Annotated in this window: 26 protein-coding genes, 1 pseudogene and 1 other annotated feature; of the genes and pseudogenes, 16 read left to right on the top strand and 11 right to left on the bottom strand. The window is 52.2% G+C overall.

Translation table 11 applies throughout. The annotated features are described in order from the left end of the window. Window positions 1-238 precede the first annotated feature (238 nt). Window positions 239-1,285: a protease SohB gene (sohB, locus tag LF929_RS10180; RefSeq protein ID WP_038909573.1), complete on the bottom strand. Its 1,047-nt coding sequence runs from the start codon at window positions 1,283-1,285 to the stop codon at window positions 239-241. Window positions 1,286-1,567: 282 nt separating this feature from the next. On the opposite strand from sohB, the gene LF929_RS10175 reads away from it, so the two are divergent. Further along, window positions 1,568-2,329, top strand: a complete 762-nt coding sequence (locus tag LF929_RS10175; protein WP_038904401.1) for a YciK family oxidoreductase — start codon at window positions 1,568-1,570, stop codon at window positions 2,327-2,329. Window positions 2,330-2,362: 33 nt separating this feature from the next. Beyond that, complete coding sequence (cobO, locus tag LF929_RS10170; protein ID WP_210175665.1) at window positions 2,363-2,953, top strand: cob(I)yrinic acid a,c-diamide adenosyltransferase; 591 nt, start codon at window positions 2,363-2,365, stop codon at window positions 2,951-2,953. A gap of 93 nt (window positions 2,954-3,046) precedes the next feature. On the opposite strand, the gene rluB is transcribed toward cobO, so the two are convergent. From rluB to LF929_RS10150, 4 genes are all read right to left on the bottom strand, one after another. Continuing rightward, window positions 3,047-3,937 carry a 23S rRNA pseudouridine(2605) synthase RluB gene (gene rluB / locus LF929_RS10165; protein WP_023639728.1) on the bottom strand — a complete coding sequence of 297 codons (891 nt, stop codon included), beginning with the start codon at window positions 3,935-3,937 and terminating at the stop codon, window positions 3,047-3,049. A gap of 224 nt (window positions 3,938-4,161) precedes the next feature. Then, window positions 4,162-4,782 carry an L-threonylcarbamoyladenylate synthase gene (locus tag LF929_RS10160; protein WP_016941321.1) on the bottom strand — a complete coding sequence of 207 codons (621 nt, stop codon included), beginning with the start codon at window positions 4,780-4,782 and terminating at the stop codon, window positions 4,162-4,164. A 190-nt stretch (window positions 4,783-4,972) separates the two neighbouring features. Then, window positions 4,973-5,845 carry a PHP domain-containing protein gene (locus LF929_RS10155; RefSeq protein ID WP_210175666.1) on the bottom strand — a complete coding sequence of 291 codons (873 nt, stop codon included), beginning with the start codon at window positions 5,843-5,845 and terminating at the stop codon, window positions 4,973-4,975. A gap of 189 nt (window positions 5,846-6,034) precedes the next feature. Then, a complete protein-coding gene (locus tag LF929_RS10150) occupies window positions 6,035-6,160 on the bottom strand; it encodes a hypothetical protein (RefSeq protein ID WP_264084733.1) in 126 nt (41 codons plus the stop codon). Then, window positions 6,098-6,197, top strand: a sequence feature (Trp leader region). Its footprint overlaps the gene before it by 63 nt. Before the next feature lie 22 nt (window positions 6,198-6,219). Between LF929_RS10150 and LF929_RS10145 the strand changes: the two genes are divergently transcribed. From LF929_RS10145 to LF929_RS10120, 6 genes and pseudogenes are all read left to right on the top strand, one after another. Then, the gene (locus LF929_RS10145; protein WP_226092558.1) at window positions 6,220-7,782 is read left to right on the top strand and encodes an anthranilate synthase component 1; all 1,563 of its coding nucleotides are present in this window, start codon (window positions 6,220-6,222) and stop codon (window positions 7,780-7,782) included. Beyond that, window positions 7,782-9,377, top strand: a pseudogene (trpD, locus tag LF929_RS10140) (bifunctional anthranilate synthase glutamate amidotransferase component TrpG/anthranilate phosphoribosyltransferase TrpD). Before LF929_RS10145 ends, trpD begins: the two are co-directional and overlap by 1 nt. A gap of 8 nt (window positions 9,378-9,385) precedes the next feature. After that, window positions 9,386-10,771, top strand: coding sequence for a bifunctional indole-3-glycerol-phosphate synthase TrpC/phosphoribosylanthranilate isomerase TrpF (gene trpCF / locus LF929_RS10135; RefSeq protein ID WP_226092589.1), 1,386 nt, complete (start codon window positions 9,386-9,388; stop codon window positions 10,769-10,771). 15 nt (window positions 10,772-10,786) lie between these two features. Continuing rightward, window positions 10,787-11,980 carry a tryptophan synthase subunit beta gene (trpB, locus tag LF929_RS10130; RefSeq protein ID WP_172640062.1) on the top strand — a complete coding sequence of 398 codons (1,194 nt, stop codon included), beginning with the start codon at window positions 10,787-10,789 and terminating at the stop codon, window positions 11,978-11,980. Next, the gene (gene trpA / locus LF929_RS10125) at window positions 11,980-12,789 is read left to right on the top strand and encodes a tryptophan synthase subunit alpha (protein WP_038908021.1); all 810 of its coding nucleotides are present in this window, start codon (window positions 11,980-11,982) and stop codon (window positions 12,787-12,789) included. Before trpB ends, trpA begins: the two co-directional genes overlap by 1 nt. A gap of 542 nt (window positions 12,790-13,331) precedes the next feature. Next, window positions 13,332-14,063 carry an oligogalacturonate-specific porin KdgM family protein gene (locus tag LF929_RS10120; protein ID WP_038908022.1) on the top strand — a complete coding sequence of 244 codons (732 nt, stop codon included), beginning with the start codon at window positions 13,332-13,334 and terminating at the stop codon, window positions 14,061-14,063. A 68-nt stretch (window positions 14,064-14,131) separates the two neighbouring features. On the opposite strand, the gene ompW is transcribed toward LF929_RS10120, so the two are convergent. Beyond that, entirely contained in the window at window positions 14,132-14,764 is a 633-nt protein-coding gene (gene ompW, locus LF929_RS10115; protein WP_038904411.1) for an outer membrane protein OmpW, read from the bottom strand. 282 nt (window positions 14,765-15,046) lie between these two features. Between ompW and LF929_RS10110 the strand changes: the two genes are divergently transcribed. The 4 genes from LF929_RS10110 (at window position 15,047) to yciA (ending at window position 17,514) form a co-directional block, all read left to right on the top strand. Next, window positions 15,047-15,415: a YkgJ family cysteine cluster protein gene (locus tag LF929_RS10110; RefSeq protein WP_210175669.1), complete on the top strand. Its 369-nt coding sequence runs from the start codon at window positions 15,047-15,049 to the stop codon at window positions 15,413-15,415. A gap of 113 nt (window positions 15,416-15,528) precedes the next feature. Then, on the top strand, window positions 15,529-16,281 hold the full coding sequence (locus LF929_RS10105; RefSeq protein ID WP_210175670.1) for a YciC family protein: 753 nt from the start codon (window positions 15,529-15,531) through the stop codon (window positions 16,279-16,281). Window positions 16,282-16,478: 197 nt separating this feature from the next. Beyond that, window positions 16,479-17,039 (top strand): septation protein A, encoded by a 561-nt coding sequence (locus tag LF929_RS10100; protein ID WP_016941309.1) that lies wholly within the window; start codon window positions 16,479-16,481, stop codon window positions 17,037-17,039. A gap of 52 nt (window positions 17,040-17,091) precedes the next feature. Continuing rightward, window positions 17,092-17,514 carry an acyl-CoA thioester hydrolase YciA gene (gene yciA, locus LF929_RS10095; RefSeq protein ID WP_038908028.1) on the top strand — a complete coding sequence of 141 codons (423 nt, stop codon included), beginning with the start codon at window positions 17,092-17,094 and terminating at the stop codon, window positions 17,512-17,514. Window positions 17,515-17,592: 78 nt separating this feature from the next. On the opposite strand, the gene tonB is transcribed toward yciA, so the two are convergent. After that, window positions 17,593-18,345, bottom strand: a complete 753-nt coding sequence (gene tonB, locus LF929_RS10090; protein WP_016941308.1) for a TonB system transport protein TonB — start codon at window positions 18,343-18,345, stop codon at window positions 17,593-17,595. 175 nt (window positions 18,346-18,520) lie between these two features. Here tonB and LF929_RS10085 point away from each other — a divergent pair, with 175 nt between their 5' ends. Further along, complete coding sequence (locus tag LF929_RS10085) at window positions 18,521-18,817, top strand: YciI family protein (protein WP_016941307.1); 297 nt, start codon at window positions 18,521-18,523, stop codon at window positions 18,815-18,817. A 128-nt stretch (window positions 18,818-18,945) separates the two neighbouring features. Next, entirely contained in the window at window positions 18,946-20,649 is a 1,704-nt protein-coding gene (locus tag LF929_RS10080; RefSeq protein ID WP_210175671.1) for a methyl-accepting chemotaxis protein, read from the top strand. Window positions 20,650-20,725: 76 nt separating this feature from the next. Here LF929_RS10080 and LF929_RS10075 read toward each other — a convergent pair whose 3' ends face one another. Beyond that, window positions 20,726-20,902, bottom strand: a complete 177-nt coding sequence (locus LF929_RS10075) for a YciY family protein (protein ID WP_012884806.1) — start codon at window positions 20,900-20,902, stop codon at window positions 20,726-20,728. A gap of 207 nt (window positions 20,903-21,109) precedes the next feature. Between LF929_RS10075 and cls the strand changes: the two genes are divergently transcribed. Both cls and LF929_RS10065 read left to right on the top strand, forming a co-directional pair. Continuing rightward, window positions 21,110-22,570 carry a cardiolipin synthase gene (gene cls, locus LF929_RS10070; RefSeq protein WP_038904419.1) on the top strand — a complete coding sequence of 487 codons (1,461 nt, stop codon included), beginning with the start codon at window positions 21,110-21,112 and terminating at the stop codon, window positions 22,568-22,570. A 54-nt stretch (window positions 22,571-22,624) separates the two neighbouring features. After that, window positions 22,625-22,948: an HI1450 family dsDNA-mimic protein gene (locus LF929_RS10065; protein WP_012884808.1), complete on the top strand. Its 324-nt coding sequence runs from the start codon at window positions 22,625-22,627 to the stop codon at window positions 22,946-22,948. A 112-nt stretch (window positions 22,949-23,060) separates the two neighbouring features. On the opposite strand, the gene oppF is transcribed toward LF929_RS10065, so the two are convergent. Genes oppF through oppC form a run of 3 tightly spaced genes read right to left on the bottom strand, consistent with a single transcriptional unit; the run spans window position 23,061 to window position 25,973 of the window. After that, a complete protein-coding gene (gene oppF, locus LF929_RS10060; protein WP_226092559.1) occupies window positions 23,061-24,065 on the bottom strand; it encodes a murein tripeptide/oligopeptide ABC transporter ATP binding protein OppF in 1,005 nt (334 codons plus the stop codon). Next, window positions 24,062-25,048, bottom strand: a complete 987-nt coding sequence (locus LF929_RS10055) for an ABC transporter ATP-binding protein (protein ID WP_023639746.1) — start codon at window positions 25,046-25,048, stop codon at window positions 24,062-24,064. Before LF929_RS10055 ends, oppF begins: the two co-directional genes overlap by 4 nt. A 16-nt stretch (window positions 25,049-25,064) precedes the next feature. Further along, entirely contained in the window at window positions 25,065-25,973 is a 909-nt protein-coding gene (gene oppC, locus LF929_RS10050) for an oligopeptide ABC transporter permease OppC (protein WP_038904422.1), read from the bottom strand. Between the last annotated feature and the right edge of the window lie 6 nt (window positions 25,974-25,979).

Raw genomic sequence — 25,979 nt, 5'->3', positions numbered from 1 at the left:
CATCGAGGTCATCTATTTTTAATTTAAAAACAGCCATGAACTATAAAAATTAAATTATCGGGGCATCAGAAAAATAAAATGACTCATAGATGAATAAACGATTAAAAATCGCCACACAATATTTATACCGAAACCAGAATGCAAATAACAGGCAGTATCCCACCCATCCGGCACGCCACAATACACTGATGGTATTGATACAAAGGCAATACACGGACAGGCAGGTCAAACAACTGACTTACAGGTGGGAATGATTTCCTCGTTGCCACCAGCGCAGCATCAGACGTTCCAGCGCATCACTGGTACTGCCGGTTAACCGGTCCAGCAAGCGCTTACGGCGGGTATAGCGTACTGCCAATACTTCGTGGTTTTCCATTTCAGCAATCAGCAGGTCGTCACTGGTGCCAATGGCATCCACCAGCCCCATGTCCTTCGCCTGCGTACCAAACCAGTGCTCACCGGTCGCGACCGATTCAATATCCAAGGACGGACGCATCTCGCTGACAAACTGTTTAAATAGCAGATGCGTTTCATTTAATTCCTGACGGAATTTTTCCCGTCCTTCATCCGTGTTTTCACCGAACAGCGTCAGTGTGCGTTTGTACTGGCCCGCCGTATGTAGCTCCACATCAATATCTTTATTTTTCAATAACCGATTGAAGTTCGGGATTTGCGCTACCACGCCAATCGACCCGACAATAGCGAACGGTGCCGCCACAATACGATCCGCCACACATGCCATCATATAGCCGCCACTGGCCGCTACTTTATCCACGGCTACCGTCAGGCGAATACCGCGCTGCCGGATGCGCTGTAACTGGGATGCGGCCAGCCCGTAGCCATGCACCACGCCACCGGGACTTTCCAGTCGCAGTAACACTTCATCTTCCGGACGCGCCACCGCCAGCACCGCCGATACCTCTTCACGTAGCGAACTGACCTCGCCCGCATCCATGCTGCCGTTAAAATCGAGTACATATAAGCACGGGCGAGCGGATTTCTCCTCGCCACGTTTGGCACGTTTCTTTTCCTGTCTGGCGGTTTCCTTGTCTTCTTTTTTTTGTTTTTTCTCCAGCAGGTTGCGCTCGGTGTCGCTCATCGCGGCAGACCGCATCTCCTGCCGCATTTCACGGTATTGTTCGCCCAGATTAATCACTTGCAGTTCGCCTTTACGATGGCGTTTACGCTGCGTCATACCGACTGTCAGCACCACCAATGCGCCGATCGCGACGACAAGGGTGACGACTTTTGCCAGGAATAAACCATACTGAGAAAGTAATTCCACAAATACCGCCTTCATTGACCAATGTGATATATGACGTTGATTCTACAACAACCATTACGGCTTACAGCGCGGTGCGCCGAGCTTCTAACCTAACGTATGACAAGCGTGATGGCGATGATCTTTATATATAAATTGAACTTTCCGCTGCTTTTTGCTGCGTAGTCTGTGAGAAAGCCGGACCTTCTGATTGAAAACACCTATTGTTTCAGGCATAAAAAAACCATGATGGCTTTTTAGAAACACCGCATCATCCACGAATGATGACAGCCAGAGGACACTGTTTTGCATTACCAACCGAAAAAAGACTTGTTGCAACACCGTATTATTCTGGTCACGGGTGCCGGTGACGGCATTGGACGCGAGGCCGCACTGACCTATGCTCGTCATGGTGCAAGCCTGGTGTTGCTGGGACGTACCGAGAGTAAACTGCGGGACGTGGAACAACAAATCCTGCAAGAGTGCGGGACTCACAGTTATCTCATCCCCTGCGATATGCTGACCGCCAGTCAACATGACTTTATGCAGATAGCCGGGCAGATTGGTCAGGCGCTACCGCGGCTAGATGGCGTGCTGCACAATGCCGGTCTGCTGGGTGACATTGTGCCGATGGAGGAACAATCTGCTACCGTCTGGCACCAGGTCATGCAGGTTAACGTTAACGCGACGTTTATGCTGACGCAGGCGTTATTGCCGTTGCTGCTGAAATCCACCAGCCCGTCGCTCATTTTCACCAGTTCCAGTGTGGGTCGTCAGGGGCGAGCTAACTGGGGGGCTTATTCGGTCTCCAAATTTGCGACCGAAGGCATGATGCAGGTACTGGCCGAGGAGTATCGCAACCGCAACCTGCGGGTCAACTGCATCAATCCTGGTGGTACCCGTACTCCGATGCGCGCCGCCGCATTCCCCAACGAAGATCCGAACAAGCTCAAAACACCGGCAGATATTATGCCGCTTTACCTCTATCTGATGGGGGATGACAGCCGCCGTAAGACCGGCATGAGCTTTGACGCACAACCCGACCGCAAACCCGGCCCAGCCGAATGATGCAACACACAATGGAACAAAGGGTACTCGCTTATGAGTGATGATCGTCACCAGCAACGTCAACAGCGACTTAAAGAGAAAGTCGACGCCCGCATCGCCGCTGCCACAGACGTACGTGGCATTCTGATGGTATTTACCGGTAACGGTAAAGGAAAAACCACGGCGGCCTTCGGTACGGTGACCCGGGCCGTCGGGCACGGACTGAAAGCAGGCGTCATCCAGTTCATTAAAGGTGAATGGCCAAACGGCGAAAAGAATCTGCTACAGCAGCATGGGGTGGAGTTTCAGGTGATGGCGACCGGCTTTACCTGGGATACACAAAACCGCCAGACAGACACCGAAGCCGCCCAGCGCGTGTGGCAACATGGTCTGCGTATGCTGGCCGATGATTCGCTCGACCTGGTGGTGCTCGATGAACTGACCTATATGCTGAGCTACGATTACCTGCCGCTGAACGATGTCATGATCGCACTACAGCAGAGGCCAGCGCACCAAAGCGTGATCATTACTGGCCGGGGTTGTCATCGCGACCTGCTGGAAATAGCGGATACCGTAACGGAAATGCGGCCGGTGAAACATGCCTTTGACGCCGGGATCCAAGCCCAGCAAGGAATTGACTGGTAGATATCAGGAAAGAATAAACCGCGAAGGTAGATGGACACCCAGGAGACAACAGCAAAGAGGCTGCGCCAGCCGGCACAGCCTCAGACAAACCAATCAGCCGTTGCGCTTCGGCGCACTGCGACGGTTACCAGCAGGACGACTCGCCGCGCCCGTCTGCCCATGGCGTTTCACCGCACGGCGTATCTGGTTAGCCTTCACCCGACGGCGCTCGCGCTCCACTGGCAGTTTACTGACCGTTTCGGGCGTCAGTTGCACCAGTTCACGCAAGTAGTTAACGTCAGCCAGCGGCATCTCCGTCCAACCACCACGGGGCAACCCTTTCGGTAACTGAATATCGCCGTAACGCACACGGATCAGACGACTCACCTGTACGCCCACCGCTTCCCACAAGCGACGTACTTCGCGGTTACGGCCTTCCGTCAGGGTGACGTTGTACCATTGATTCAGCCCTTCGCCACCTTGATAGCGAATCGCGCGAAATGCCGCCGGGCCATCTTCCAGTTGAACACCCTTACTCAATTGACGAATTTTATCATCACCCACTTCGCCAAAGACGCGTACGGCATACTCACGTTCAACTTCACGGCTGGGGTGCATCAGACGGTTAGCCAGCTCACCATCCGTTGTAAACAGCAACAGGCCAGAGGTATTCACGTCAAGACGCCCTACTGCCACCCAACGGTATCCCTGAATGCGCGGCAGACGATCAAACACCGTCGGTCGGCCTTCCGGGTCGCTGCGGGTACAGAGTTCCCCTTCCGGTTTGTAATACATTAATACACGGCAGACAGCTTCTTCAGTTTCACGAACTGACACCACATGTCCGTCGATACGAATTTTGGTCGCCCGGGTCACCTCAACGCGATCCCCCAGCGTGGCAATCTTGCCGTCAACGCTAATGCGCCCGGCTTCAATCATACTTTCAATTTCGCGGCGTGAACCGTGCCCTGCACGCGCCAGTACTTTCTGTAGCTTTTCGCTCATTGAGCAACCTCTGATGTCGCCTTCACAGGCGTCGGGGGGAATGTCATTGATGACCAGAAATGCGTTAACTCATTAAAAATAAAGAGTTAACGCAGAATAGCGCGATTATACCTTGATTCAACCCATTTGTATGCCAAATGTTAGCGACAATGGGCTTTGTGCGGTAAGCCTCGCCTGACCGTAAGGCTTATTGCAAGAATAACAAATGACAAACAGGAGCCGTATTACAAAAACGGTGTCACATCACCCGTACCTTCGCGTACTACCACTGGCACATCGTCGGTCAGGTCAATAACCGTGGTGGGTTGTTGTCCCAAAAAGCCACCATGAATAATCAAGTCAACCCGCTTACCCAGCTGTTCCTGAATTTCTTCCGGGTCAGACTCGGCAAAATCGTTACCCGGCAGCATCAGCGTGGTTGACATTAACGGCTCATTCAGTACCGACAGTAATTCCAGTGCAATCGGGTTAGACGGCACACGCATACCAATGGTTTTGCGCTTATCGTTCATCAGGCGACGTGGCACTTCCTTGGTTGCCTTGAGGATAAAGGTGTAATTACCCGGCGTATTATTTTTGATCAAGCGAAACGCGGCATTATCCACATACGCATAGGAGGACAACTCTGACAGGTCGCGACACATCAGCGTGAAATTATGGTTTTGATCCAGTTCGCGAATACGGCAAATGCGCTCCATCGCCGCTTTGTCTTCCAGCATGCACCCCAGTGCGTACCCTGAATCGGTGGGATAAACGATAACACCGCTTTTACGCAGGATCTCCACCGTCTGGTTAAGCAGACGTGGTTGCGGGTTCTGCGGATGAATATAGAAAAACTGACTCATGCTACATCCTCTGTCTTCTGAAAACGCGTCACTCTCAGGCAAGTCGCCACAACGGAAGTGACACGCGACAAAATGCTGTATGAATAGCGAGCGGGGTAAAGGCGAAACCGGTATACCAGCACCATCACGATGACCTGGTAACAGCAACGAGTAAATGAAATGAACCTATCCCGCGTCGTACCGTCGTGACTTAGCCCGCTAACGCCGGGTGTTGCCAGACTGGCTCCACGCCCGCAGGCAACCACAATTTTCGCCCCAACTCTATCCAGGCACAGGGTTGATGAAAGTCCGACCCCTGTGACCCCAGCAAATGATAGTCCTGCGCATAACGCGCCAGTTGTGAACGCTCATCCGGTGCCTGCTGACATTGGGCGATTTCCATCGCTTCCCCACCACAATCAGCAAAATGCCCGATCAGGCGTTTGAGCCATTTGGTGGTCAGGTCATAACGGCCAGGATGCGCCAGCACCGCCACTCCACCCGACTGACGGATAGCGTCCACGGCTTGTTGTATTGTACACCACTGTGGCGGTACATAGCCGGTTTTCCCTTTAGCCAGATATTTTTTAAACACCTGGGCGACCGTGTCGGCTTTTCCCAGCTCGACCAGATAGCGCGCAAAATGCCCGCGGGTGATCATGCCGCCCTCCGCCAGCCGCGATGCGCCAGCCAGCGCATCAGGGATAAGCGCTTTTCCCAGCCGCAGAGCTATCTGTTCGGCCCGTTGCTGGCGGTACTGCACTTGCTGTTGCAGCAACGAGGTCAAGGCGGGATGCTCACAATCCATCCCCAGTCCGACGATATGAATTTCGTGATTTTCCCAGACCGTGGAAATCTCAACACCAGCAATCAGCCGTAATGGTAATGCCTGCTGCACAATAGCCGCCTGCGCCTGCGCCAATGCCGCCGTGGTATCGTGATCGGTAATTGCCAGCACGCTGACGCGCATACTCACCGCTCGCTGCACCAATTCAACAGGCGTCAGTAATCCGTCAGACGCCGTGGTGTGGCTGTGCAGGTCATACAGGGGAAATGCAGGTGATGCGGGTAACTCATCTGGCACGTCGGGTATCTCGCTGTTTCAGGAAATTTCAGGCGGCATGATGCCATCAACCTGACCAAAAAGGAAAAAAGATCGGTCCGTGCTGCCTGCTCTCACCATCCTGCCATCAGCCACCAGACATTTCCCCGAAAAAATCCGGTTAAATGTTATTGACTTCCTTTCTGTGTTCCAGTTAACTAGTACACAAGTTCAAGCGTAGCGATAAGTGAGGATATGGCGATGACGGTAACAACCCTGCCCCTGAAAAATCATGCTGGTTGGTGGCGCTTCTCCCTGTTGCGGGCGAAGTGATAACGCATAGCCATTTTCCGACATGCCTATCCTGAAACCCGCTGGTAGCGGGTTTTTTTATGGACAAAATACGAGTAAACATCATGCACACACCACAACCAGAACTAGAGCTGTTGCGCGTCGACGCCGAATACCGTAACGATCCCAGCGCCACGTTCCATCAATTATGCGGCGCGCGTCCGGCAACGCTGTTGCTGGAGTCAGCCGAGATCGATAGCAAGCAGAATCTGCAGAGCTTGCTGATTGTCGACAGTGCATTGCGCATTACCGCCCTCGGCTCGCAGGTATCCATTCAGGCATTAACAGCTAACGGTGCCTCGCTGTTACCGTTGCTGGACAAAGCACTACCGAGCGATGTCACGGTCGATGTGCGTCCAAACGGCCGCGAACTGACCTTTCCTGGCATCGATGGCCTGTTAGATGAAGATGCGCGCCTGCGCTCGCTGTCGGTATTCGATGCGCTACGCCAGATGTTGATACTGGTGACCTGCCCGCCAGACGAACGTGAAGCGATGTTCTTCGGTGGCCTGTTCGCCTACGATCTGGTAGCCGGCTTCGAGAGCCTGCCGCCACTCAGCCAGCAACAGCGCTGCCCGGATTACTGTTTTTATCTGGCCGAAACACTGCTGATTGTGGATCACCAAAAACGGGTCACCCACCTGCAGGCCAGCCTGTTTACACCTGATGCTACTGAGCGTCTGCGTCTGCAACAGCGTCTGGAGCAGTTACAACACCAGTTACGCCAGCCTGCGCCAGCGTTACCGTACCAGACATTAGACACCATGACCCTGAACTGCAATCAAAGCGATGAAGACTATGGTGCCGTCGTCAGCCAGATGCAGCAGGCAATTCGCATCGGTGAGATCTTTCAGGTCGTCCCGTCCCGTCGTTTCTCGCTGCCATGCCCGTCACCGTTGGCCGCCTACCAGACACTGAAAGACAACAATCCGAGCCCTTACATGTTTTACATGCAGGATCAAGATTTCACCCTGTTCGGTGCCTCGCCGGAAAGCTCGCTCAAATATGACGCCATCAGCCGCCAGATTGAAATCTACCCTATTGCAGGCACTCGTCCTCGTGGACGTCGCGCCGACGGCTCGCTGGACCGGGATCTGGACAGCCGTATCGAACTGGAAATGCGTACCGACCATAAAGAACTGGCCGAGCATCTGATGCTGGTTGACCTGGCTCGCAACGATTTGGCGCGGATCTGCGAACCCGGTAGCCGCTATGTGGCTGACCTGACCAAAGTAGACCGCTACTCCTTCGTTATGCATCTGGTTTCGCGGGTGGTTGGCACGCTGCGTCACGATCTGGATGTCCTGCACGCTTACCGCGCTTGTATGAACATGGGGACGCTCAGCGGCGCGCCTAAAGTCCGGGCGATGCAGTTGATCGCGGAAAGTGAGAAAACACGCCGCGGCAGCTACGGCGGTGCGGTAGGTTACTTCACCGCACGTGGCGACCTCGATACCTGCATCGTCATCCGTTCCGCCTATGTGGAAGATGGCATCGCTACCGTGCAGGCTGGTGCTGGCGTCGTGCTGGATTCCCAGCCGCAAGCCGAAGCCGACGAAACCCGTAACAAAGCCCGCGCGGTTCTGTGCGCGATTGCCAGCGCGCATCATGCCCGGGAGGTGTTCTGATGGCCGATATCCTGTTACTCGATAACATTGATTCTTTTACCTATAACCTGGTCGATCAACTGCGTGCCAGCGGCCACAACGTCGTGGTGTACCGTAACCAATTGCCTGCGGATGTGATCATCGAACGCCTGCAACAGATGGAAAAGCCGGTGTTGATGCTCTCTCCCGGGCCCGGCACCCCCGCTGAAGCCGGGTGCATGCCGGTACTGCTGCAACGCTTACGCGGCCAACTGCCGATCATCGGGATTTGTCTGGGACATCAGGCCATCGTCGAAGCCTACGGCGGTCATGTGGGTCAGGCCGGTGAGATCCTGCACGGTAAAGCCTCCAGTGTTGAACACGACGGTCAGGCCATGTTCATCGGGTTACCCAGCCCGTTGCCGGTAGCACGCTATCACTCGCTGGTGGGAAGCAACATCCCGGCTGAACTGGTAATTAACGCCAGTTTTAACGGCATGGTGATGGCGGTACGCCACGATGAACACCGTGTCTGTGGTTTCCAGTTCCACCCGGAATCGATTCTGACGACACAAGGTGCGCGGTTGCTGAATCAAACGCTGGACTGGGCTTTGGCTTGAATGGAAGGAGACACACGAATGCAACAGATTCTTGAGAAATTGTACCGTGCCGACATTCTGAGTCAGGCAGAAAGCCAGCAACTGTTTGCGGCTATTATTCAGGGTGAACTGGAGCCGACACAGTTGGCGGCGGCACTCATCAGCATGAAAGTTCGTGGTGAACACCCCGATGAAATCGCGGGTGCCGCAACGGCGCTGCTGGCTGATGCCAAACCGTTCCCACGTCCGGACTACCTGTTTGCTGATATTGTCGGCACCGGCGGCGATGGCTCCAACAGCATCAACATTTCTACCGCCAGTGCCTTTGTCGCGGCTGCTTGCGGGGTAAAAGTCGCCAAACACGGCAACCGTAGCGTATCCAGCCGTTCAGGATCGTCTGATTTATTGTCGGCCTTCGGCATCAAACTCGATATGTCGGCAGAGCTATCCCGTCAGGCACTGGACGATCTGGGCGTCTGTTTTCTGTTTGCGCCGCAGTACCACACCGGTTTTCGTCATGCGATGCCAGTGCGCCAACAGTTAAAAACTCGTACCCTGTTCAACGTGTTAGGGCCGCTGATTAACCCTGCACGTCCGCCGCTGGCGCTGATTGGCGTCTACCGGCCCGAGCTGGTCGCGCCAATTGCCGAAACACTGAAAGTACTGGGGTATCAGCGTGCCGCGGTGGTACACGGCGGTGGAATGGATGAAGTCGCCATTCATGCCCCAACGCATGTGGCAGAACTGCGTGACGGGCAGGTAACCACCTACCAGTTAACCCCCCATGATTTCGGGCTGGACTCCTTCTCGCTGGACGAGTTACTGGGCGGCTCACCGGAAGAAAACCGTGATATTCTGGCCCGATTGCTTCAGGGTAAAGGGCAACCCGCGCACGATGCCGCCGTCGCGGCTAATGTGGCACTCTTGTTAAAACTGTTCGGACAGGAAGATCTGCGGCAGAATGCCCAACAAGCACTGGACGTGATTCATAGCGGTCAGGCGTACCAGCGGGTGTTAGAACTGGCAACCAGAGGATGATGATGAACATGCAGGAAACCGTATTAACCAAAATCGTACGCGACAAGGCACTGTGGGTAACCGAGCGCAAACAACGACAGCCGCTCGACAGCTTTCAGTCGCAGGTCACGCCCAGTTCACGCCATTTTTATCAGTCACTGAAAAAGGCCAGCCCGGCATTTATTCTGGAATGTAAAAAAGCCTCACCCTCCAAGGGGTTGATTCGGGCTGACTTTGACCCGGCTGCTATCGCGCGAGTTTATCAGGATTACGCCTCCGCCATTTCCGTGTTGACTGACGAGAAGTACTTTCAAGGCGACTTCACCTTTCTGACCCAGGTGAGCGCCGCGGTTGCCCAGCCGATTCTGTGCAAAGATTTTATTATCGACCCGTATCAGATTTACCTGGCCCGTTACTATCAGGCAGATGCCATCCTGCTGATGCTCTCCGTGCTCGATGATGACCAGTATCGCCAGTTGGCACAGGTGGCACACAGTCTGGATATGGGCATTCTGACTGAAGTGAGCAATGAAGCCGAACTGGCGCGTGCCATCGCGCTGGAGGCACGCGTTGTCGGCATTAATAACCGCGATTTGCGCGATCTGTCGATCGATTTGGACCGTACCCGCACACTGGCACCACAGTTACCCGCCAGCGTCACGGTCATCAGCGAATCTGGCATCAGCCGCTATGCCCATATTCAGGAATTAAGTCAGTATGCCAACGGCTTTCTGATCGGCAGTTCGCTGATGGAGGAAGACGATCTGTCCATGGCGGTGCGTCGGGTTATTTTGGGCGAAAACAAGGTCTGTGGGCTGACCCGGCCAGAAGATGCCGCCGCCGCGTTCCAGGCCGGTGCGGTGTATGGCGGGCTGATTTTTGTTGCCAGCTCACCTCGTTACGTGACAACGTCACAAGCACGTACTGTCATGGCCGGTGCCCCATTGCGCTATGTCGGGGTATTCCGTGACGCGCCACTGGCTGAAATCGTGGAAGCGGCATCATCGCTTCAACTGGCAGCAGTTCAATTACATGGCCATGAAGACGAGGCCACCGTTGCTGCACTGCGGGAACAACTGCCTGCAACCTGCCAGATATGGAAAGCCCTATCGGTCGGCGATACGTTGCCCCCTCTGGCACTGCCACAGGTTGATCGGATACTGCTTGACAGCGGTCAGGGTGGCAGTGGTCAAGCGTTCAACTGGTCATTGCTGCAAGGACAATCGTTACAGCAGATGCTACTGGCCGGTGGCCTCAACCCGGACAACATCGCGCAGGCGGCCAAATTCGGCGCGGCAGGACTGGATGTTAACTCCGGCGTTGAATCGCAACCCGGCATCAAAGATTCACAAAAAATTGCGGCGGTATTTCAAACGCTGCGTGCGGCGCAATCCCGTCGCACCTCCCATGCATAAAGAAGGTACAGGCTGATTATGACATTACTTAACCCTTATTTTGGCGAATTCGGTGGTCAGTATGTACCACAGATTCTGATGCCCGCCCTGCGTCAGTTGGAAGAAGCGTTTGTTAGCGCACAGCGTGATCCCGCGTTTCAGTCTGAGTTCAGCGATTTACTGAAGAATTATGCCGGTCGCCCGACCGCGCTGACACGGTGTAAAAACCTGACGGCAGGCACTCGCACCACACTCTACCTGAAACGTGAAGACCTGCTGCACGGCGGTGCCCACAAGACCAATCAGGTATTGGGTCAGGCGTTGCTGGCAAAACGGATGGGTAAAACAGAAATTATCGCCGAAACCGGTGCAGGCCAACATGGTGTTGCCACGGCGCTGGCGTGTGCGCTGTTGGGATTGAAATGCCGGGTCTACATGGGTGCCAAGGATGTAGAACGTCAGTCACCGAATGTATTTCGTATGCGCTTGATGGGCGCAGAAGTCATTCCGGTACACAGCGGTTCTGCCACACTGAAAGATGCGTGTAACGAAGCGCTGCGTGACTGGTCCGGTAGTTATGAAACGGCGCATTATCTGCTGGGTACTGCCGCTGGCCCCCATCCTTACCCCACTATTGTGCGGGAATTTCAGCGCATGATCGGGGAAGAAACGAAAGCCCAGGTGAAAGAAAAAGAAGGTCGCCTGCCGGATGCGGTGCTGGCTTGCGTCGGTGGTGGATCCAATGCGATTGGTATGTTCGCCGATTTCATCGATGAGCCTTCTGTACGCTTAATCGGTGTAGAACCGGCGGGACTCGGTATCGAAACCGGGCACCACGGCGCACCACTGAAGCATGGTCGCACCGGTATTTACTTCGGAATGAAATCACCGATGATGCAGACGGATGACGGGCAGATCGAAGAATCATACTCGATTTCAGCCGGTCTGGACTTCCCTTCAGTCGGTCCACAGCATGCGTACCTGAACAGTATCGGGCGAGCGGAGTATGTGTCAGTAACCGACGATGAAGCGCTGAACGCCTTTCGGGAGTTGTCTCGTCATGAAGGTATCATTCCGGCGCTGGAGTCATCCCATGCGTTGGCACATGCGCTGAAAATGATCAGCGCTGAGCCGGAAAAAGAACAAATTCTGGTGGTGAATCTGTCCGGGCGCGGCGATAAAGACATTTTTACGGTTCACGACATTCTGAAATCCCGGGGAGAAATCTGATGGAACGCTACCACGCTTTGTTTAAACGGTTATCGGAAAAGCAGGAAGGGGCGTTCGTGCCGTTTGTCACCTTGGGTGACCCTTCCCCAAAATTGTCACTGCAGATAATCGACACACTGGTCGCTGCCGGAGCTGACGCATTGGAATTGGGTATCCCTTTCTCCGATCCGCTGGCAGATGGCCCAACCATTCAGAATGCCACGCTGCGCGCGTTCGCAGCAGGTGTAACCCCAGCCCAGTGTTTTGAAATGCTGGCCACTATCCGTCAGAAATACCCTGACCTACCGATTGGTTTGCTGATGTATGCCAACCTGGTTTTCAGCAACGGTGTTGATGCCTTTTATCAGCGTTGTGCGCAAACTGGCGTTGACTCTGTGTTAGTCGCCGATGTACCGGTAGAAGAATCCGCACAGTTTCGTACTGCAGCAATCAAGCATGGTGTCGCGCCTATCTTTATCTGTCCGCCCAATGCCGATGACGAGTTATTGCGTGAAATCGCTTCCTTTGGTCGCGGTTACACCTACCTGCTCTCTCGGGCTGGGGTAACCGGTGCAGAAACACGTGCTCAGCTACCGTTACATCATTTACTGGAAAAATTGCAGGAATACCACGCGGCACCACCGTTACTCGGTTTCGGTATTTCTGAACCGACTCAGGTGCAGCAGGCGTTAACATCTGGCGCAGCCGGAGCGATTTCTGGTTCAGCGATTGTCAAAATCATTGAGCAGCACCATGAGCAACCAGATACGATGCTGGCAAAACTGAGCGAATTTGTCAGCACGATGAAAGCGGCCACCCGCACTCGCTGATTTATCTCCCCCTCCCGTCGTTTTAACGCCATAGCTGTTGACCGGCTATGGCGTTTTCTTGTCAATCACTCCAGATCTTATCCGCGGCGATGCTGACCCCTGCCTTGCCCGGTATCCTGTCGTTTAGTGATGTCGCGCCCGACCACTTCATTCACCCTCACTCACAAGCAGGATTAACGTCACAAAATGATAAACATGCTCACAAATATGAATTTATTAAGAAGAAAATAAATTGTTAAAAAAATCAAACAAAAACAAAAGTCAACAAAAATAAAATAAAAATAAACATTTATATGTAATAAACATAATTCAAATAAAACAATTTAATTCCATTTTGTTGAAACATGGTTTTATTTCTATAGGCATAGATTTCACGCTATGTAAATAGACGAACATCACATAATGAAATGGCTTTTCATTTTTTTCAATTTGATGTTCCTGATCACACATTTGTAAGCAGAGATAAATAAAAATCGGCATCGTGCTGCGCCACATCGGCGACACAACACTTATAAGAAATGATCTCTGAGAGGGTTATAACAATGAAATTTAAAATTCTGACAGTGATGGTTGCATCTTTGGTAAGTATGAGTTCAATGGCAGTGACGTTTGATTATCGCCATGAGATGTTTGATACCAAAAACGCCGATCACAAAGATCGACTGCTGATTTCGCATCGTTTTGACAATGGATTTGGTCTGTCTTCTGAAGTGAAGTGGAAACAATCCGGCAATGACACTACCCCAAACAAACCGTACAACGAACAAGTAAGTAATGGTACTGAAGTCACTGCCAGCTATCTGTATAAATTCAATAAAATGTTTAGTACCGAGTTTGGTTTCAACCTGGTTACCGACAGTACAAGTAACAGCTATCGTCCTTACATCAGAGGTGGTGTGAACTTTACCGATAACCTTTACTACACTTTGCGTTATCGTCCTTTCTACAAACGCTATAGCGGCAGCATTAACGACCCGAAAGGTCCTGCAGAAGCAACGAATATGAAAGGCTACACTATCACCAGCGTTCTGGGTTATAAATTCCTAGACAAATTCACCGTTGAGTATGAATTGGAATATAACAAAAATACCAAAGCTGGTAGCTTCGGCTATATCTACGACAGTGATAACGACAACTTTACTCATGACGTGAAGCTTGCATACAAGATCGACAAAAACTGGACGCCTTATATTCAGCTTGCTAACGTTGAAGGTCCTAAAACCACTGACGAACGTCAGACTCGCTACCGCGTCGGCGTGCAGTACAACTTCTGATAACCGTTATCGCGGTTATAAAAAAGGCGGAACCGAGGTTCCGCCTTTTTTGCTTGTTACGTCGTTTATTAGAACTTGTAACCGAAGCCAAACATAAATACCCAAGGATCCAGACGGGTTTTGATGCTCTGATCCTGACCGGCAGCCTTGAATTTTACGGTAGTGTCGATATCCATCCACCATACCGACATATTTAACAACCAGTTTTTATTCAGGTTGTAATCCAGACCTGCCTGTGCGGCAACACCCCAGGAACTTTTCAGGTGCAGATCGGTTAACCCGGCATCCTGACCGGTCTGGTTAAATTTCTCATCAAAGAATGTCGTGTAGTTCAAACCAAGACCCAAATAAGGACGCAGGCTATCTGTGCTCTGCCCGAAGTAATACTGTGCCATCAGTGTTGGCGGTAAGTGTTTCACTTCCGCAATCTGGCCCACACCACCGACACCCACCCGATGCTTAAACGGTGTTGCAGCCAGCAGTTCGACACCAATATTATCCGTCGCCATGTAGCCTAAGGTGAGGCCCAGTTGGGTATTGTTATTCACACTAAATGACCCCAGACCCAGCACATCATCAGAGCTGGTATGCGGGCGTACCGTTGCGGTTCCAGCACGAACAATAATATCCCCTGCCTGATGGGCTTCTGCCAATGCAGGTACCATCGCCGCTGCTACCATCAATAAAGCAACCTTTTTCATTATCCACTCCATTTGTAAGGTTAATGTCCGTGCGAACTATACCCACTAAGGGGTAGCTTTGTTTGAATCCAGATCACATCCTGACAGGATTTTTGCGGCAAAACGACTTCAATCAAATCACTCCAAGTCACTAAAAAACATAGAATTGATCCAAATCAAAAAGCACGGGAAAAGCAAATCCTCCACAAGCACAAAAAAGAAGCTGCACCGCCAGATATTCCGGCGTAATGTTATTTTTTCATCTGAGATTCAGCGCCGAGTGAGGCCGGTGGGTAATCAATTATGAGTCATCACAGTCACGTTAACCCTTGTATGGAATGCGGCGCATGCTGTGGCTATTTCCGGGTATCGTTTTACTGGTCAGAAGCGAATGACGGAGGCGGCGCAGTACCCGTTGAGCTAACTGAGCCAGTCACGCCGTTTCTACGCTGTATGGCAGGCACAAACAGCAAACCGATCCGTTGCTGCGCGCTGGAAGGTAACATCGGCGAGTCGGTCAGTTGTCGCATTTATGCCCAACGCCCATCGCCATGCCACGAGTTTGCGCAGTCGGGCGAAGAGGGTCGGCATAACGATGCCTGTGATCGGGCACGTGCGGCCTATGGCTTACCGCCGCTCATCCCGGCCCGTTTGCCGCAGCCGTGCTCATAAATCAGAGCAAAAATAAGCAGATAGATGAAATCGATGTCGGGGTGCCACGGAACACCTGAACGGGTTACAATAGCCAGCTAATGCCTATTGCTAACTTTTGCCAAGGAGTTTTCATGCCTATCACGGCCAGCAGGTTGTACCGTGACACCTTGAATTTTACGCGTAACCAGTTTTTCAGCATTCTCATGCTGGCGCTGCTGACGTCATTGATCACCGTCGTCCTTGGGCACGTCTTTACTCCCGATAGCGATCAACTACAGCTACTCAGTAACAGCAATGTGGATTTATCCTCCATTGAGCAGCCAGGCATCAGCGATATCATTGCGCAGCTTTCCCCTGAGCAACAACTCGTTCTGTTGAAGGCATCTGCCGCAGGTACTTTTGCGACGCTGGTAGGTAATGCCCTGTTAACTGGCGGTATCCTTATGCTGATCCAACTGGTCTCAGCGGGCCACCAGACCAGCGCGCTGCGGGCGATTGCCGCTTCTGCACCGCTGTTACCCCGCCTGCTTCTGCTGGTACTGGTTTGTACCCTGTTAATTCAGTTAGGCATGCTACTGGTGGTGGTACCGGGGATTTTATTATCCATCGCCTTTAGCCTGTCACCGGTGATCGCCGTAACGGAAAAGCGCGGCGTATTCGCTGCCATGCGAGCCAGCAGCAAGCTGGCATTCGCCCATTTCCGCCAGACAGCGCCAGCCGTCATGCTATGGTTGCTGGTCAAAGTCGCACTACTGCTACTGATCGCCCGTTTGCCGATGGTGTCGCCAACCGCGATGGCGGTGATATTAAATGCCATCAGCAACATTATCTCTGCCATGTTGCTGGTCTACGTGTTTCGTCTGTACATGCTGGTACGCAGTTAATGCTGTCTATCCTGAACGGGAGTGGCGCCAGCGCCGCTCCCTCTCAACCCGCCGTTATAACGGTGACAACGTAATTTTCTGCAAATTGTTACGATAAATCGGGAATCGTGCCGCATAAACAGCGATAATAATTCGCAGAGAGTTCACCCTTTTTTGGTATACGCGGCCCCACACCGGATACGTGACGGATTAACATAATGAAGCAACTAATTGATTTTATTCCACTTATTGTCTTTTTTGTTTGTTATAAACTGTATGATATTTATGTCGCTTCGGGTGCACTGATCGCAGCAACAGCAGCCGCATTGCTGTTTAGCTGGTTCATTTACCGCAAGATAGAAAAGATGATGCTGCTGACCTTCCTGATGGTGGCCGTATTCGGCACCCTGACGTTGGTCTTCCATAACGATCAATTCATTAAATGGAAAGTCACCATCATTTACACGCTGTTCGCTACCGCATTGCTGTTCAGCCAGTTTGTCATGAAAAAACCGCTAATTCAGCGCATGCTCGGCAAAGAGCTGGTCTTACCGGAAATGGTGTGGGCAAAACTGAACATCGCCTGGGCTATCTTTTTCCTGCTGTGCGGACTGGCGAACATCTATATTGCCTTCTGGTTGCCACAAAGCGTTTGGGTCGACTTTAAAGTATTTGGCCTCACCGGCCTGACTCTGGTATTTACATTACTGTGCGGCGTTTACATTTACCGTCACCTGCCGGGCGAACCGGAGAAGACGGAAAATGAAGGCGATAAATAACCTACCGCCACAGACTGATTATTGACTACTCACAAGCGGATTCGTTGATCCTATGAGCAAACAAGATGTATTACCTCACGGCGAGTTGGTGCTGCGCACCCTGGCCATGCCAGCGGATACCAATGCCAATGGCGATATCTTTGGCGGCTGGCTAATGTCACAGATGGATATCGGTGGCGCGATTCTGGCAAAAGAGATTGCAGAAGGCCGCGTTGTCACCGTTCGCGTTGACGGCATGACCTTTCTCAAGCCCGTTGCCGTTGGTGATGTGGTTTGTTGCTACGCCCGTTGCGTTCGTACCGGACGTAGTTCAATGACAGTCAATGTGGAAGTGTGGGTAAAAAAAGTATCAACAGACCCCATTGGCCAACGCTATCGTGCGACTGAAGCCCTGTTTACTTATGTCGCTGTCGATGAAGAGGGGCGTCCACGAGAATTGCCGCAAGGAAAAAGCCACTTCGCACCAGAACAATAATCACCTTAACCATTCTGGAAGCATGGCAATAAGGCACCACTTGCGGTGCCTTATTCATTGGTGCGACACTGACCCGGCTTATTCCATCGCCGTAGCACCATTAACTTTGAAAATAATCGTCACCACCAGGTCTTTCCCTGGTCGATTCTCTTCATAACGCCACTTACGCATCGCCTGCCTGATATCTCGCTCGAACAGGTTTTGCGGTTCAGCTGACAACACCCGGACATTACCTACACGACCCGACTCATCCACATCAAACTGTACTTTAACCCGGCCTTCAATATGCAGGGCTAACGCACGGGCAGGATATTCCGGCTGAGCGCGATTTACCGGTTTGGGACCAGCAGGCTGGGCGCTGGCAACCGGAGCCTGACTAACCGGTGCCGGATTATGATTCACGGTCTGGCTGGATGCGGGTGCGGCATTCGGCTCAGGCACACGTTCCTGGGGCTTGTCCTTTTGCGGCTCCAGCTTTTTCACCGGTTTAGGCTTTGTTTCCGGCTTAGGTTTGGGTTTCGGCTGAGGTTTAGGTTCCGGTAACGGAATGGGGACCGGTTTTGGCAACGGCGGCGGCTCAGGTTGAACCTGTGGTTCCGGCACTGGTTCGGGCTCATGTGTTGGCTCTGGCTCAGCGGTCGGTGCGGGTGCGGCTTCCTGCGGTGCGGTGTTAACCATCATGACCTGGATCGGTTGTGGCGCCGTCGGCAGAGTGACTGATGTATTAAAAGAAGCAAACAACAACCCAGCTATCAATGAACCATGGAATACGACGGAAACCAATACAGGCCATGAGTATCGGTGGGTCAGGAAAAATGTTTTCTGCGGCATAGTTATATGATGTCCTCTCACCGCTCAAGTTTAAATGCAAATGACAATCATATTCAATAGCATCACTTCAATTCCTGTCATAAACGACGTCACGATTTATCCGGTTTCGGCCTGTCAGTATCATAGCGTATGATGACGGTTCATCTCATAACGATATGACACCATGAGGTTTACCATGCTGTATGTGATTTATGCCACCGATGTCCCTGGCTCACTGGAAAAGCGTCTTGCTGCCCGACCGGCACATCTTGAACGATTGCAAACACTACGCGATCAGGGCCGTTTGTTAACAGCAGGTCCGCTACCTGCCATTGACAGTGAAGACCCCGGTACCGCCGGATTCACCGGTTCCACCGTTATTGCCGAATTTCCATCGCTGGAAGAGGCTCGTCAGTGGGCTAACGACGATCCTTATGTCGCCGCAGGTGTTTACGACGCGGTCAGCGTTAAACCCTTTAGAAAAGTTTTTTAATCTAAACTTGACGGAGGTTATGGAATTTTCAATAAATATGACCTCCATTTTCACCCCAAATATCTGAAATATTTTATTCATTTAATGATGTTATGTTGGCGGCAGTTTTCTTTAGCGAGTAAATTGTCATGTCAACATCCACCCCGTCACGCTCCGGTTTTCTGGGCAAATTACGCCAGTACCGCCTGAGTTTCCTTTCCGGTTTATTGTTGATCATCGGACTCTTTTCCTTATTACAGTTGTTGTCTGTAGGCATGATCTCGAAAACCATGACCGAGGTGCGTCAGGATAGCGCCGCCAACGAGGCACTGCGCCAGCAACAGGCACTGATGGATCTGGCTCGAATGGAGGTCATGAACGCCAGCGATAAGCTCAATCGCGCAGGTATCTACCTGATGTTTGATAAGGAAACCGGCTCTGTCGGCAGTTGGAATAGCCTGATGTCGGAAGCAGAAACTTCATTAGCTAACGCACAAGGGTCTTACCAAAAACTAGAGCGTTTCTCTGGTTCCGCACGTAATGATGCCGCTTTCACCGACCTCAAAAACAGCTACCAGCAGCTTTATAACGGGTTGGTTGAACTTGCCCAGGGTATTAAAAAAACGAACGAAATCGACATTTTCTTTGCCGTACCTATTCAGGCTTACCAGACGCAGTTCACCCAGAAGTATTCCCGCTTTCTGCAGGAAAACGATGCCCGTCAGAAACAGCATGCTCAGCAGTTGTTGAATAACCTCGATGCTGCACACACCCTGTTTATCGTGATTCTGGGATTACTGCTGGTCATTTCGGTGCTGGTCTGGATTGGTGTCAACAAGGTGATCGTTCATCCACTTAAACGCATCACCGATCACCTGAAACTGATCGCATCCGGTGATTTGTCACACGACATTGCCATAGAAAAACGTGCAACCCGTGAAATCGCCGTACTGAACAACAGTGTAGTCCAGATGCAAAGCGGTCTGGTCGAGCTGATAAGCCAGGTTCGTCAGGGCATGGAAACCATGATGCAGCAGGTAAGCCACGTCACCAGCGACAACCGCCAGTTATCAGAGCAGGCCAACCTGCAATCCGCGGAACTGAAAGTCACCACCGAGCACATCATTCAGATTAGCCAACATCTGGAACAGAATGCCCGGTACACAGAACAAGCCAGCCATCATGCCCAAGAAACCAGCCATATCGCCGAACAGGGCGAAGGCATGATGAGTGACGTCAGAAATGCGATGCAGAATATTTCCAGTCGCAGTAAAGAAATGACGGAAGTGATCTCACTGATAGAAAACGTCGCCTTCCAGACGCATATCCTGTCACTGAATGCAGCGATTGAAGCCGCACGGGCCGGAGAAATGGGCAAAGGATTTTCGGTCGTGGCGCGGGAAGTCGGTACGCTGGCCTCGCAAAGCAGCCAGTCAGCGCACAACATTAATGCCTTGATTCACGAATCAGACAGCAGTGTTGCCACCGGTGCCAAGCTGGTTGTTCGCCTGAATGATAGCTTGCAGGAAATCATTCAGGCCGCCAAAGGTACCAGTACCTTCCTCAATGAAATCACTGACATCTCGCAACAGCAGAATCAGAGCATTCATGAGGTCACCAACCGAATCAGTTCACTCAATGATACCGTGAAGCAAAACGCCCTGCAGGTGGAAGCCTCGGCCCGAACCTGTCTTCAACTCCTTGATCAAGCAGAACAGCTCAACCTGTCAGTATCACTGTTCCATTTGCCCGTGATGGAAGACACACCAGAGGAAATCAATGCCCAGCGCACGACACCGATTCAGGTCGCCAAAAACTACGTCGCCCTGCCGCAGCATTCCCCCGCATTGTAGTCTTCATACAATCTGATTGTGATAAAAAAGCCCAACAACCTGATGGTTGTTGGGCCTGACACTCACTACCCGGCGACTACCACTCGTAAGCTACGGCATACAATAACGCACGGCGCTGCTGTTTCTGGCACAGATAACGTACGTGATGGATATGTCGGTAGCTACGCGACTGGGCCTCAAGCCAGCGACTCCGACGGCGCTGCACCTGACGTTGCATACGCCAGCGGCTGACTTCATTCCGGCTGCGTTTCATGGCACGACTCTTATGATAAGCATGATGGGCCCTTCTATTATATCCCCCTGTTTTCGCGCGCCAAGAGAGAAAGCAGGATTTTCCCGAATCCGCATGCTTGCCAGCCATACGCTATAGTATTCAGAGTAAAGGACTTTCCCCCCAGGGGAACTATGCATACACTTGAGCTGGTGAACATTTCGCAGCAGGGAACCGTACATTGTTACTATGACAGCATTTTATACTGTACTTAGCGGATTACTGGTTTTCAGTTACTGGCTGCTTGTTGCCAGTATTACGTTGCGTATTCTGATGAAAAGGCGGGCCGTCCCTTCTGCGATGGCCTGGCTGTTGGTGATTTATATTCTGCCGTTGGTCGGTATCGTCGCCTATCTGTTGTTCGGCGAGCTACATTTAGGAAAGCGCCGTGCGGAGCGCGCCCGACAAATGTGGCCAGTGACAGCTCAATGGCTGCGTGACTTGAAGGAATACCGCCGCATTTTCGCCACCGAGAATAGCGAGGTCGCCCGCTCATTATTTCAACTGTGTGAACGTCGACAGGGAATTGGTGGTATCAAGGGCAATCAGTTGCAATTGCTGACCTCCTTTGACGACACCATCAAAACGTTAATCCGCGATATCGAACTGGCACAAAGTAATATTGAGATGGTGTTCTATATCTGGCAGGCAGGCGGTTTGGTGGATCACGTGATGAACGCCCTACTCTTAGCATCACGCCGTGGGGTCAAATGTCGAATCCTGCTCGATTCGGCAGGCAGCGTACAGTTCTTTCACAGTACCTACCCGGAGATGATGCGTACTGCTGGCATCACCGTGGTGGACGCGTTACAGGTGAATCTGTTACGCGCCTTCCTGCGTCGTATGGATTTGCGTCAGCACCGCAAGGTTATCCTGATAGACAACCGTATCGCCTACACCGGCAGCATGAATATGGTGGACCCGCGTTATTTCAAGCAGGATTCTGGTGTCGGTCAGTGGGTGGACCTGATGGTGCGTATCGAAGGCCCGGTAACCACGACCATGGGTGTGATTTATAGTCTCGACTGGGAAATGGAAACCGGCCAGCGCCTGCCGCCGCCGCCGCCGGATGTCAATATCATGCCATTTGAGCAAGAGCGCGGCCATACCGTGCAGGTTATCGCCTCTGGCCCCGGCTACCCCGAGGAGATGATTCATCAGGCATTGCTGACAGCGGTTTATTCTGCACGGCACCAACTCATCATGACTACCCCTTATTTTGTACCGAGTGATGACCTGCAACACGCCATCTGTACCGCAGCCCAGCGTGGCGTAGAGGTCAGTATTATCGTACCGTATAAAAATGACTCCATGATGGTGGGCTGGGCCTGTAAAGCCTTTTTCACCGAGTTACTGGCGGCGGGCGTCAGGATCTACCAGTTCGAAGGCGGTTTATTGCATACCAAAAGCGTGCTGGTCGATGGGCAACTTAGCCTGGTCGGTACGGTTAATCTGGACATGCGTAGCCTCTGGCTGAACTTTGAAATCACGCTGGTGATTGACGATGACGGTTTTGGTAGCGATCTGGCCTGTGTTCAGGAGGACTACATGTCCCGCTCACGACTGTTGAATACCAAGGAGTGGTTAACGCGCCCTTATTGGCAACGGATTGTCGAGCGACTGTTTTACTTTTTCAGCCCACTGCTGTAATCACACCGCCCTTCATGCTCTAATACCCCCATTACGTTTTAACAGGAATGTTGTATGGATTTAAATAACCGCCTGACAGAAGATGAAGCTCTGGAACAGGCTTACGATATCTTTCTGGAACTGGCACCGGATAATCTGGATCCAGCAGATATTTTGCTGTTCAACTTGCAGTTTGAAGAGCGTGGCGGTGCGGAACTGTTTGACCCGGCGGAAGACTGGCAAGAACACGTGGATTTCGACCTGAATCCGGATTTTTTCGCCGAAGTGGTGATTGGGCTGGCCGAGCAGGACGGTGAAGAAATTACGGATATTTTTGCCCGTATTCTCATCTGCCGGGAAAAAGATCACAAGCTGTGCCACATCCTGTGGAAAGAGTAACACTCTCGAATATAACCTGACTGGCGGGTCAACCGCCTGTCTTAAAACGCAAAACGCCCCATATCTGGGGCGTTTCTTTTACCTGATACTGGATACCAGACGTATCAGCGAATCACGGTAATGGGTCAGCCTTCAGGCAGGATACAGCGTGTCTGAAGCTACCTTCCAGTACTGGACGGGTTTTGGTGCACTCCGGCCCCACAACCGGGCAGCGGGTACAGAATACACAGCCCGTCGGCGGGTTAATCGGCGAAGGGAGATCGCCTTCCAGCAGTTGAATCTGTTTGTTGCGCTCCTTGTCTGGATCCGGAATCGGCACCGCCGACATCAGCGCACGGGTGTAAGGATGCTGTGGATTATGGTACAGCTCATCATAGGTCCCCAGTTCCACCGCATGTCCCAGATACATCACCAGCACACGGTCAGAAATGTGTTTTACCACCGACAAATCATGGGCGATAAAGATCAATGACAGTCCCATCTCACGCTGCAACTGTTGCAGCAGATTCACCACCTGAGCCTGAATCGACACGTCCAATGCAGAAACCGGTTCGTCACAGATAATCAGTTTTGGTTCCAGAATCAGTGCACGGGCGATACCGATACGCTGACACTGGCCGCCAGAAAACTCATGCGGGTAACGGTTAATCAGGTTCGGCAGCAAGCCAACCTTCATCATCATGGTTTTGACGCGGTCTTTTACTTCCTGACGCGACATATCCGGGTGGTAGGTACGCAACGGCTCGGCAATAATTTCACCAATGGTCATACGCGGGTTGAGCGATGCCAGCGGATCCTGAAAAATCATCTGAATATCGCTACGTACATCACGCCATTCAGTGTCACGCATACCCAGCAGATCTTTCCCCAACCAGCTAATGCGCCCGCTGGTCGCTTTTACCAGACCGATAATAGCGCGAGCCAGTGTGGATTTACCACACCCCGACTCCCCGACCACGCCCAGGGTTTCCCCTTCATACAGACGCAGGGTAACGCCATCTACCGCTTTCAGCTTTTTAGCCGGTTGCCAAAACCATTGTTTGTCATCACGGATATCAAAGTGGACCTTGAGTTCATCCACTTCAAGCAAGACTTTTTTGTTTTCCAGCTCATTCATACTAATTCCCCCACACTCCGGAAACAGGCACGCAGACGACCTTCACCAAACGGCTTCAATTCAGGTGCATGCTGGCATTGTTCCTGTGCATACGGGCAACGCGGCTGGAAAGGACATCCTTTCGGCAGGCGCAACAGGTTAGGTGGATTCCCCGGAATCGTAGCCAACTCAGCATTCTCTTCATCAAGACGAGGAATCGCTTTTAGCAGGCCCAGAGAGTATGGATGGGTTGGTTCATAGAAAATCTCGCGCGCACTGCCGTACTCCATAGTACGTCCGGCGTACATAACCAAGACTTTGTCGCAAATACCGGCGACCACGCCCAGGTCATGGGTAATCATGATAATGGCGGTATTGAACTCACGCTTTAGGTCATTGAGCAGCGTCATGATCTGCGCCTGCACCGTCACATCAAGCGCAGTGGTCGGCTCGTCAGCGATCAGTAATTTAGGGCGGCACAGCAACGCCATGGCAATCATCACGCGCTGGCGCATCCCACCCGAAAACTCATGCGGATACATGCGCATCCGTTTTCTGGCTTCTGGCATTTTTACCGCGTCCAGCATGCGTACGGACTCTTCAAACGCATCGCTTTTACCCAATTTCTTGTGCTGCATCAGCACTTCCATCAACTGATCGCCAACACGCATGTACGGGTTCAGTGAGGTCATCGGGTCCTGAAAAATCATGGCGATCTCTTCTGCTCGCAGGCGATTAAGCTCACGCTCCGGCAGATTGAGAATCTCACGCCCGTTGAAACGTGCCGAACCACCAATGTGACCATTGGCAGCCAGCAGCCCCATCAGCGCAAATGCCGTCTGGGATTTACCCGAGCCGGACTCACCCACAATACCCAGTGTTTCACCGGCACTGAGCGAAAAATTCAGATCGTTTACCGCCGTGACATCACCATCAGGCGTACTGAACGTCACGCGCAAGTCTTTAACATCAAGCAAAGCGTGGGTTTCTGACGTATTCATCATGATATGAAGCGTCTCCTTAGCGGTCTTTCGGATCGAGGGCGTCACGCAAGCCATCGCCGATAAAGTTAAAACAGAACAGGGTTACCACCAGGAAACCGGCGGGATAAAGCAACAACCATGGCGCCACTTCCATTGAGTTAGCACCATCGTTTAATAATGCCCCCCAACTGCTCAGCGGTTCCTGGGTACCCAGGCCAAGGAAACTCAAGAAGGATTCAAACAGGATCATGCTCGGCACCAACAGCGATGCGTACACCACCACCACACCCAGCACGTTTGGTACCACATGACGCAACACGATGCTACGGGTAGAGACTCCGCATACCAGCGCAGCTTCAATAAACTCTTTGCGCTTCAGGCTCAGCGTCTGACCGCGCACGATACGCGCCATATCCAGCCAGGACACCATGCCGATAGCCACAAAGATCAACAGAATATTCTGCCCGAACAGGGTGACCAGCAAAATCACGAAAAACATGAACGGGAAAGAGTTGAGGATCTCCAAAAGACGCATCATCACTGAGTCGACTTTGCCACCCATATACCCTGACGCCGCACCATACAGTGTCCCGACAATGACCGCTACCAGGGCTGCAGCAACACCGACCATCAGCGAAATACGCCCGCCGATAGCCACACGCACCAACAGGTCGCGACCGGAAGAGTCGGTACCAAAGTAGTGCTTAGACGCCATATCCGGTGCACTGGACATCATATTCCAGTCGGTGTCCGCATAATTGAACGGTGCCACCATCGGGCCGATAACAACAAACAGCGTAATCAGCGTCAGGACAAACAGACTGGCCAGCGCGGCACGGTTGTGCATGAAGCGACGGCGCGCATCCTGCCACAGGCTACGCCCTTCCACTTCCAGTTTCTCGCTGAAGTTATCCAGCGCTTCACGGTTACGTTTATTCCAGAACATCAGTGA

Source organism: Dickeya oryzae (genome assembly GCF_020406815.2).
Taxonomy (GTDB): Bacteria; Pseudomonadota; Gammaproteobacteria; order Enterobacterales; family Enterobacteriaceae; genus Dickeya; species Dickeya oryzae.
This window is presented reverse-complemented; position numbering and strand designations above follow the sequence as displayed.